Origin of the sequence: Mesorhizobium sp. M2A.F.Ca.ET.067.02.1.1 (genome assembly GCF_004023285.1) — a bacterium.
Taxonomy (GTDB): Bacteria; Pseudomonadota; Alphaproteobacteria; order Rhizobiales; family Rhizobiaceae; genus Mesorhizobium.
Window position 1 is genome coordinate 1 of record NZ_RZSB01000190.1, and the last position, 8,786, is coordinate 8,786.

Genomic DNA, 8,786 nt, shown 5'->3' on the forward strand with positions numbered 1-8,786 from the left:
GCACGACACCGGCATGCGCCGGCGCCTGTCGCTCGGCTTCCGCGAGTTGCAGGCGATCGACGGCGGCGAAACCGACACGCCGGCCGCACTTCTGACCATCGCCATCGTCCATGCCGCCGGCGGCCACAAGTTTCACCGGCTGCAGCTCTGCGTCGACGTGCTGCAAGGCGTGCGGTCGCTGAGATCGCCGGAAGATGAAGCGCGCCTGCTGGAGGCGGCCCGCATGACCGGCATAGAGCTTGAGCTGGCGACGGTCCTCAACGTCACCGGACGTCTGTTCGGCGCGCCGCGCGCGATCGAGCTTGCGAACCGCATCAAGCCGAACCTCTCGATAAGGCTGGCGAAATGGCTGATCACCGGCAACATGCTGCTGCGCGTCAACTCGCGCGAAAAGCTGCGCTCGCGCCTCAGCCGCGACGCTTTCCGCTGGGTGCAGAGGCTGGCGCGGGCACGGCCCTATCCGGCTTGACCCAGAGCGGCGCGGATCAGCTGCGCCGCTTCGACCGGCCTCGCGCCCACTTCCAGCGTGAAGGTCGGCACCGTCTTGACCAATATTGCGATCGTCGCCATTCGCCTTTTCTGCAGCGGCAAAAGGCCGGTCATGCCGGTCCTCACATTGTCGGCGGCCAAAGCCACCATGGCATCGGTCCTGGCCATGGGCACCAGCCTTGTCTTGCCATCGGCCGAGCGGGCAAGATGAAGAAGAGCCGCGACCGGCCTGGCGCGAACATCCTCGACACGGATGATCTCGCCAAGGCGATCGAGCGACACGGCCTGCTCGCCCTCAGCATCCCATGTCTCGCCAAGGTAGGGCGACACAAAAGGCAGCATCGCCGCGGTGTTGCGATGGATCTTCACTTTGCGCGGCATGCCCCAGGCCGTTACGCCGTCCTGTGTCGCCCTGAGGATCATGACGTCGTCGGAACAGAGGCCGAAGCCCTGCGAGGCGAGCGCCAGCGACGTCGTCGACTTGCCGGTGCCGCTCGGCGCATGGATCAGCACAAGCGCTTCGCTGCCCGGCAGCGTCAGGCCGGCCGTGTGCAGCATGTGCTGCCCTCCGGCATCGAGCGCGGCATCCAGCACCATCATCAGCAGCGTCCATTTGATCTTGCTGTCCGGATGGACGCGGATTTCGGCGCAGCTTTCCTTGTCGAGGATCGACAGCGTCTGCTGACCTGGAAAGACGAGGTGGAAGACGTCTCCGGCGTCGATCATCCGGCAATGGCCGTCGAAGGGCACTTCGCCATCGAAAGCCAATTTCCCTTCAGGGTTTTCCTGCAGATCAAGCGTTTCGATGATATCGACACGAAAGCCGGGCCGGGCAGCCTTGCTCACACGCAGCGCGCCGAGCATCAGGTCGAAGCTCGGCCAGAGGTCGGCGCGGGCGGCAGTGAGGCTTATGACCTGCCCTTTGAGATCGTAGAAGAAAGTCGTTGTCCGGTCGCTCAAGCAGCGGACGCCTTCACGCTGGGCGGATGGCGGTAGATCTCCACCATGCCTGGCTGACTGTCGCTGACCACCGGCTTGCCGTCGAGGCAGACCCAGCAATGCGCCGACAGGCGGGGCTCGTGCATCGATTTGGCATCGACGCCGAAACGCAGCTCGGGGTCGAGACCGGCCATGCGCAGAAAACGGAAGCCGAGCAGACCCTCGCGAAGACATCTGCGGTCGCGCATGAACCAGGGCCGCCGCACCGTTCGGTTGACACGCTGGACGATATAGGTCCAGGGCAAGTCGCGATAGGGCGCGGGCGAGCGCAGCGGCGCCAGCTTCAGCACGCTTTCGAAATCACGCCGGCCGACCAGCACCGGCAGCAGCCGGGCGCTGAGCCACAAATGGGCGCGGAACAGGGCGCGCAGGACCGGTCCGTCGGTCATCACACGCCTAGGTCGGCGAGGATGCCCTCAGCCACCAGCTCGGCCGCCAATTCAGCCATATCCTCGTCGAGCGTCGCCTTGTCGACCTCGAATTCGTCCGACAACAGGTCGATGATCTGGTCGAGGCTGCGCGCGCCATCAACCTTGTCGAGAAAAGCCTCGGTCGTGTCGTTGCAAGTGTAGAGCTGGCCGCTGCGCGCCAACAGCACGACGGCGCCGTCGCCGACATGCTGGACGGACGCGTCGTCCGCCATCCGAAGCACCGTTTTGGAACCAATCTCGGCCATGCGCCCGCTCCCCTTCGCCCGGGAGCAAATAGCGCGGCACCGCGAGACTGTCCATCGCCATGGACGGCGGAGGGAACGACCGGCCGTGCCGCGCGGCCCGCCGTGGGGCGAATATTAGCGAGGTCTTGCCTTCCCGCCCTAGCGTAAGCTATGAGTCCGCCGGGCTTTGGGGGAATGATCTGTATGCGTTACAACTGGGAACGGGCTCCGACGGCGTTCGAACGCCATCGGAAGGCGCTTGCGGCGGCGATCCTGATCGCCGGCGGCGTCGGGCTGATACTGGCGGCGCTGCCGCTTTAAGCCGGCTTACATCACGGACAGCAAGAGCGGCGACGCCATGGCGGCGCCGGACAGGTGAGCTTGACGGGCGATATCGACGAAAGTCAGGAAGACATGGCCTATGAAAGCGACTTAGGCTATTCCCAGACGGCAAAAAAATGTCCTGGGAGGGAATGTCGATGGCCTCACGCTATCACGAAGTCTATGAGGGCTGGAAGCGCGACCCCGTAGGGTTCTGGGCCGAAGCGGCGAAGGCGATCGACTGGGACAGGCCGGCCGAGAAGGTCTTCGATCCGGCGCAAGGCGTCTATGGCCGCTGGTTCGTCGGCGCTTCCTGCAACACCTGCTACAACGCTATCGACCGCCATGTCGCCGGCGGACGCGCCGACCAGCTGGCGCTGATCCATGACAGCGCGATCACCGGAACGATCCGGAAATTCACCTATGCCGAACTGAAGCGCGAGGTGGTCGCGCTGGCCTCGGTGATGCGGCATCGCGGCGTCGGCAAGGGCGACCGCGTCATCATCTACATGCCGATGGTGGCGGAAGCGGCGATCGCGATGCTGGCCTGCGCGAGGCTAGGCGCCGTGCATTCGGTGGTGTTCGGAGGCTTCGCCTCGCATGAGCTCGCCACCCGTATCGACGACGCCAAGCCGAAGCTGATCGTCAGCGCTTCCTGCGGCCTGGAGCCCGGTCGCATCGTCGCCTACAAGCCGCTGCTCGACAAGGCGATCGAGATGTCGAAGCACAAGCCCGACGCCTGCCTCATCCTGCAGCGAGAGCAACTGCGCTGCGAGATGAAGGACAATTACGACATCGACTATGCCGATGCGGTCGCCCGCGAGCGCGCCGCCGGCGCCAATGTCGACTGCGTGCCGGTGCTGGCCACCGACCCGCTCTACATCATCTACACCTCCGGCACGACCGGCCAGCCGAAGGGCATCGTGCGCGACAATGGCGGCCATATGGTCGCGCTGAAATGGACCATGGACAACGAGTTCGGCGTCAAGCCGGGCGAAGTGTTCTGGGCGGCTTCCGACGTCGGCTGGGTGGTCGGCCATTCCTATATCGTCTACGGGCCGCTTCTGCATGGCTGCACCAGCGTGCTGTTCGAGGGCAAGCCGATCGGCACGCCGGACGCCGGCACCTATTGGCGGGTGATCTCCGAGCATGGCGTCGTGGCGCTGTTCACCGCGCCGACCGCGTTCCGCGCCATCAAGGGGCAGGACCCCAAGGGCGAGTTCGTGCCGAGATACGATTTGTCGAAGTTCCGCACGCTGTTCCTTGCCGGCGAGCGCGCCGACCCCGAGACGATCAAATGGGCCGAGCAGAAGCTCGATCGGCCGGTGATCGACCATTGGTGGCAGACCGAGACCGGCTCGCCGATGACGATCAACCCGGCCGGTCTCGGGCTGCTGCCGCTGAAATACGGATCGCCCGGCGTGCCGATGCCGGGCTATGACATCCGCATCCTCGACGATGCCGGCCACGAAGTGCCGCGCGGCACGCTCGGCAATGTCGTGGTCAAGCTGCCGCTGCCCGCCGGCTGCCTGCCGACGCTGTGGAATGCCGACGCCCGCTTCCGCCAGGCCTACCTGGAAGAATTCCCCGGCTACTACAAGACGGCCGATGCCGGCATGATGGACGAGGACGGCTATCTTTACGTGATGGCCCGCACCGACGACATCATCAATGTCGCCGGCCACCGTCTCTCGACCGGCGCCATGGAAGAAGTGCTGGCCGCCCACCCCGACGTCGCCGAATGCGCCGTCATCGGCATTGCCGATGCCATGAAGGGTCAGGTGCCGCTGGGCTTCGTCGTGCTCAATGCCGGCGTGGCCCGCGACAGCGGCGTGATCGAGAGCGAGGTGGTGAGCCTAGTGCGCGAGCGGATCGGCCCGGTTGCCGCTTTCAAGACCGTGGTGACGATTAAGCGGCTGCCCAAGACCCGTTCCGGCAAGATCCTGCGCGGCACGATGCAGAAGATCGCCGACAAGGAGGAGTGGGCGATGCCGGCGACCATCGACGACCCCGCGATCCTCGACGAGATCGCGGCGGCGCTGAGGGGCCGCGGCATCGGAATGTAGCAGCCCGGCAGACGGCCGCGTTAACAATGTATTAGCCAGTTTCCCCCGCGCTGCAATCGCTTGTTGTGCGATGCAGCATCAGACTTTAAGTTTGCCTGGGGGGCCATACCGAAGGCACGGCATGGCTCAACAAGAGATGACATTCGGCGGCGTCGACATACCGCGATGCCTTGCTACCGTCGCCGTCAACCGGCCGGTAGCGGCCGGCGGCGAGCCGCGCATCCTGCCGCCGCTCGGTCCCACCCTGTTCCATCATCTGTTGAAGCCCGCCGAGAGGGGTCTACCGTTTCGTGGAAGCGGGGAACCGCTCGTCTGGCTGCCTGGACCGCCGGTGTGGAATTGTTTGCATTCGGCATGATATCGAGGCGCAAATCAGTGCAAGTATCCGAGCCTCAATCCGTGAGCCTGTTCCAACGATCGAAACGCCCTCGACCCGCGCCGCGCGAGCGCCTTGTGATGGATATGCGCGACACGATCGTCTATGCGATCGGCGACGTGCATGGCTGTTATGACGAACTGCGCGCGCTGGAACAGAAAATCGAGCTCGACGCGCAGCAGTTCCGCGGCCGGAAGATCATCATAATGCTGGGCGACTATATCGATCGCGGCCCGCATTCGCGGCGCGTGGTCGACCATCTGATGGCGCCGCCGCCGAAAGGCTTCCAGCGCGTCTGCCTCGTGGGAAACCATGAAGTCGCGCTGCTCCTTTATCTGGACGGTCATCTGTCGCGCGAAACCTGGCTCGGCTATGGCGGCCGCGAGACCCTGTTCTCCTACGGCGTCGACCCCGACCGGTTGATTAGCCTCTACGGTTCGAGCGCCCAGGCGGACGCGCGCATACGCGAGGCCATTCCCGCCAGCCATGTCGACTTCCTACGCACGCTGCCGGCGATGGTCTGCTCCGACCAATTCGTCTTCGTGCATGCCGGCATCCGGCCCGGCATCGCGCTGGAGGCGCAGGACGAGGGCGACCTCCTCAACATCCGCGAGGAGTTCTTCGAGGCGGCGCACCGGCTCGACCGCTGGGTGGTGCACGGGCACACGATCGTCGACGTCCCAAAGCTCGACGGGCGCCGGCTCGACATCGACACCGGCGCCTTCCAGACGGGGCGACTGACCGCGCTCAGGATCGTCGGCAAATACGGCCGGCTGCTGTCCTCACGGGATTAGGCAATTCGCCGTTTCGGGCTGAACCGCCCTGATCCTGTTCCACGTCAGGCAGCCTGCTTGGCGCGCGCTTCCGACTTCTCCAGATAGTAGCTCGAGTAGCGGTCGAAGAACCGTTCCGAGCCGCCGAGCGCGCCGTATTTGGCCAGCTTCTTCAAATCGACCTTGTTGAGCACCGCCCCAATCACCTTGTTGGCGATATAGGGCTCCGATTCCAGCATCGAGCGCACCATGTTGCGCGGCGTGCGGCCCCATTCGGTTACCAGCACGAAGCCGTCGACCAGCGGCGCGAAGGCCTTGGCGTCGACCACAGGTCCGAGCGGCGGCAGGTCGACGATGATGTACTCGAACGTCTCCTTGGCGTTCTCGATGAAGCGCCGCATACCGGCGGAGCCCAGCAGCTCGCTGGTGTGCGAGAACTGGCCACGCAGCACGGCTGGAATGATCGCAAGCTTGGTCTGGCGGTCGACCTTGCCGACCGACTGCCAGGTCTGGCCATTGACCACCGCTTCCATCAGGCCCTGCTCGGCCTCCATGCCAAGGCTGCGGCTCAAGCCAGGATTGCGCAGGTCGCCGTCGACGAGCAAGGTCTTGGCGCCATTTGCGGCAAGCAGGCCGGCGAGGTTCGCGGCCACCGTCGATTTGCCCTCGCCCGGCAGCACCGAAATGACGCCGATGACCCGGCTGCCGCGGTCCTCCATTACGACGTCGAAGGCGATCTTGGCGTTGCGCAGCGTCTCGGCGAACATCGAAGCCGGAGCATCGATGCTGACGCGCATGCGCGCGCGCCTCTCGGCCGAGGAGAGGCTGGCCACCTTGCCGTCAGCCGGCAGGTCGTCGGCCTTGGAATCCTTGGCCCTGCCGCCGCCGATCGTCGGCAGATAGCCGAGGAATTTCAGGCCGGCGCGATCACGAATATCCTCGCCCGTCCTGAAGAAGCGCTCGTTGAACTCGTTGAGGCCGCCGAAACCGGCGCCGAGCATCAGGCCGAGCACCAGCGACAGCGCCAGCACACGCATGGTGCGAGGGCCCGAGGCCGCCAGCGGCATCGTCGCGTCGGAAATGATGCGGGCCTTGCCGACCGGGAAGGACTGCTGCTGCGAAGCTTCCTCATAGCGGCTAAGGAAGGTCTGGTAGAGCGTGGTCAGCGCCTGCGCCTGCTGGTCGAGTTCCTTCAGCTTCACCTGCGACTGATTGTCGATCGAGCTCTTGCCGGCGGCTGTGGAAATCTTGTCGCGAAGCGCGGTCTCGCGCGCCTGCGCCACTTCGAAGTCGTTGCGGTAGCTTTCGGTGATCTGCTTCAGCTGCCCGAAGATCTGCGCCGAGACATCGGCCTTTTCCTTGGCCAGCGCGACCGCCTGCGGGTGATCCTTGCCGAAATTGGTCTCAACGTCCTGCAGGCGCTTGGCAATGGCCAGATAGCGGGTCTTGAGCCCGATGATGACCGAGCTGCTCGGCTGGTCAGCCGCTATGGCCGAATCGTTGAAGGCGCTTTCCGAGCCGCTGTCGACGATCGCCTTGTACTGCTGGTAGCGGGCGCTGGTGCGAGCCGTATCGGCCTGCGCGACGATGAGCTGGGCGTTAAGGTCGGCGAGTTGCTTGTCGCTCAGCAACTGGCCGTCGCTGTTGGCGGAAAGGCCGTGCTCGGCCCTGAACTTCTCGACCGCCAGCGAAGCGGCCTGCGAGCTTTCGCGCAACTCGGTCAGCCGGCCCTGCAGCCACACGGCCGCGCGCTCGGTGGCGTCGAAGCTGGCGTTGAGCTGGTCGGCGAGATAGGCGTCCGCATAGGCCTTGGTGATGGCCGTGGCGAGTGCAGGATTTGTCGCCTGGTAGCTGATGCTGATGACATTGGAGCGGCTGACGCGATCGGCCGATAATCCTGTCTGCAGCATAAGAACCGCGTAGTCGTGAGTCGCGGTCTTGATCATGGCTTCGCGCGTGGCGGCATCGACATTCTGGATGCCAGGGAGTTGATCGGTGGCATTGCCGCGGAAATAGGCGACGATGCCGCGCAGGAACCCAATGCCCTTGGCCAGAGCCGATTGAGGGGGGCTCATGAAGTCGTGGTTCTGGTCGAGCTTCAACTTGTCGACCACCTCCGACGCCAGCCGCGCCGAATTGAGGATCTCGATCTGGCTGAGGATCGTCGCGTCGGTCTGCCGCGTGGCGCTGGCGGCCGAGATGTCGTCCATGACCTTGTTCATACCCTCGTCGATCAGGACGCTCGCCACGGACGTATACTGCTTGGGCGTGGTCTGCAGATAGACCACGCCCAGGAACAGGCCGATGGCGGCGCAGATCGCCACCACCTTGGCCTGACGGGCGGCCATGCCAAGCAGACGCTCGACATCGATGAAGTCTTCACCCTTTTCCTGATCGGCACTGGGCAAGGGCGTCCTCTTGTCGAGAGGGAAGTTGGCATAATTCATGTTCGGTCCAATTCCAGGTTGCAGGCGCTATCGGCCTTGGTAGATCCGCGTCGTGACCAGAAAAGACCGCGCAACGTTGCTGCCAGGATGCGCCGGGCCTGAAGGCCCGGGCGCCTGAGTGGCTGTCGCGCCATCGCGAAACCGCATATGCACCCGAAAGATGGGCATTATGCGGCTACTTCCCGGCGCTCATGCGACCGGACGAATTGCTGCAGCATTTCGAAGACAGGGCCTTTCATGTCGTCGCGAGCCAGGGCGAAGGCGATGGTGGCTTCGATGAAGCCTTCCTTGGATCCGCAGTCGAACATGCGGCCATCGAAAGGCTGCGCATAGAAGGGCTGGCTCTGGGCGAGGCGCACCATGGCGTCGGTGAGCTGGATCTCGTTGCCGGCGCCGCGCTGCTGATTGCCGAGCAGCGCGAAGATTTCCGGCTGCAGCACGTAGCGGCCATTGATGTAGAAATTCGACGGCGCCTTGGCGGGCGCCGGCTTTTCGACCATCTCAGTGACCTGGAAGCCGGAGCCGACCTCGTCGCCGCGGCCGACAATGCCGTATTTGCTGGTTTCGGCGGGATCGCAGCGCTCGACGGCGATGACGTTGCCGCCGGTCCGCTGATAGAGATCGACGGTCTCGGCAAGGCAGCCGCGCGCGCCGAAGGAC

General features: G+C 64.7%; 7 protein-coding genes and 1 pseudogene. 3 read left to right on the forward strand and 5 right to left on the reverse strand.

Features of this window, described 5'->3' with window-relative positions:
• Positions 1-469, forward strand: a pseudogene (locus tag EOA28_RS15260) (hypothetical protein); the annotation flags it as partial.
• Here EOA28_RS15260 and EOA28_RS15265 read toward each other — a convergent pair.
• The 3 genes from EOA28_RS15265 to EOA28_RS15275 are packed head-to-tail and all read right to left on the reverse strand — an operon-like array spanning position 457 to position 2,164.
• Complete coding sequence (locus EOA28_RS15265) at positions 457-1,449, reverse strand: serine kinase (protein WP_127249373.1); 993 nt, start codon at positions 1,447-1,449, stop codon at positions 457-459. The pseudogene EOA28_RS15260 and the gene EOA28_RS15265 sit on opposite strands and share 13 nt — an antisense overlap.
• A complete protein-coding gene (locus EOA28_RS15270) occupies positions 1,446-1,877 on the reverse strand; it encodes a lasso peptide biosynthesis B2 protein (protein ID WP_126079783.1) in 432 nt (143 codons plus the stop codon). Before EOA28_RS15270 ends, EOA28_RS15265 begins: the two co-directional genes overlap by 4 nt.
• Positions 1,877-2,164 (reverse strand): PqqD family protein, encoded by a 288-nt coding sequence (locus tag EOA28_RS15275; RefSeq protein WP_127249372.1) that lies wholly within the window; start codon positions 2,162-2,164, stop codon positions 1,877-1,879. The genes EOA28_RS15270 and EOA28_RS15275 overlap by 1 nt, the downstream gene beginning before the upstream one ends.
• Positions 2,165-2,622: 458 nt before the next feature.
• On the opposite strand from EOA28_RS15275, the gene EOA28_RS15280 reads away from it, so the two are divergent.
• On the forward strand, positions 2,623-4,530 hold the full coding sequence (locus EOA28_RS15280; protein ID WP_127249371.1) for a propionyl-CoA synthetase: 1,908 nt from the start codon (positions 2,623-2,625) through the stop codon (positions 4,528-4,530).
• A gap of 456 nt (positions 4,531-4,986) precedes the next feature.
• Positions 4,987-5,700 (forward strand): metallophosphoesterase, encoded by a 714-nt coding sequence (locus EOA28_RS15285; protein ID WP_245484089.1) that lies wholly within the window; start codon positions 4,987-4,989, stop codon positions 5,698-5,700.
• Positions 5,701-5,744: 44 nt separating this feature from the next.
• On the opposite strand, the gene EOA28_RS15290 is transcribed toward EOA28_RS15285, so the two are convergent.
• Both EOA28_RS15290 and EOA28_RS15295 read right to left on the reverse strand, forming a co-directional pair.
• Positions 5,745-8,126 (reverse strand): polysaccharide biosynthesis tyrosine autokinase, encoded by a 2,382-nt coding sequence (locus tag EOA28_RS15290; protein WP_127249369.1) that lies wholly within the window; start codon positions 8,124-8,126, stop codon positions 5,745-5,747.
• A gap of 167 nt (positions 8,127-8,293) precedes the next feature.
• A partial coding sequence (locus EOA28_RS15295; protein ID WP_245501526.1) for a sugar phosphate nucleotidyltransferase occupies positions 8,294-8,786 on the reverse strand: 493 nt, incomplete at its 5' end.

Coding starts and splice junctions, on each gene's coding strand:
- EOA28_RS15280 (WP_127249371.1), top strand. CDS start 2,623: ATGGCCTCACGCTATCACGAAGTCTATGAGGGCTGGAAGCGCGACCCC.
- EOA28_RS15285 (WP_245484089.1), top strand. CDS start 4,987: ATGGATATGCGCGACACGATCGTCTATGCGATCGGCGACGTGCATGGC.
- EOA28_RS15290 (WP_127249369.1), bottom strand. CDS start 8,126: ATGAATTATGCCAACTTCCCTCTCGACAAGAGGACGCCCTTGCCCAGT.
- EOA28_RS15270 (WP_126079783.1), bottom strand. CDS start 1,877: ATGACCGACGGACCGGTCCTGCGCGCCCTGTTCCGCGCCCATTTGTGG.
- EOA28_RS15275 (WP_127249372.1), bottom strand. CDS start 2,164: ATGGCCGAGATTGGTTCCAAAACGGTGCTTCGGATGGCGGACGACGCG.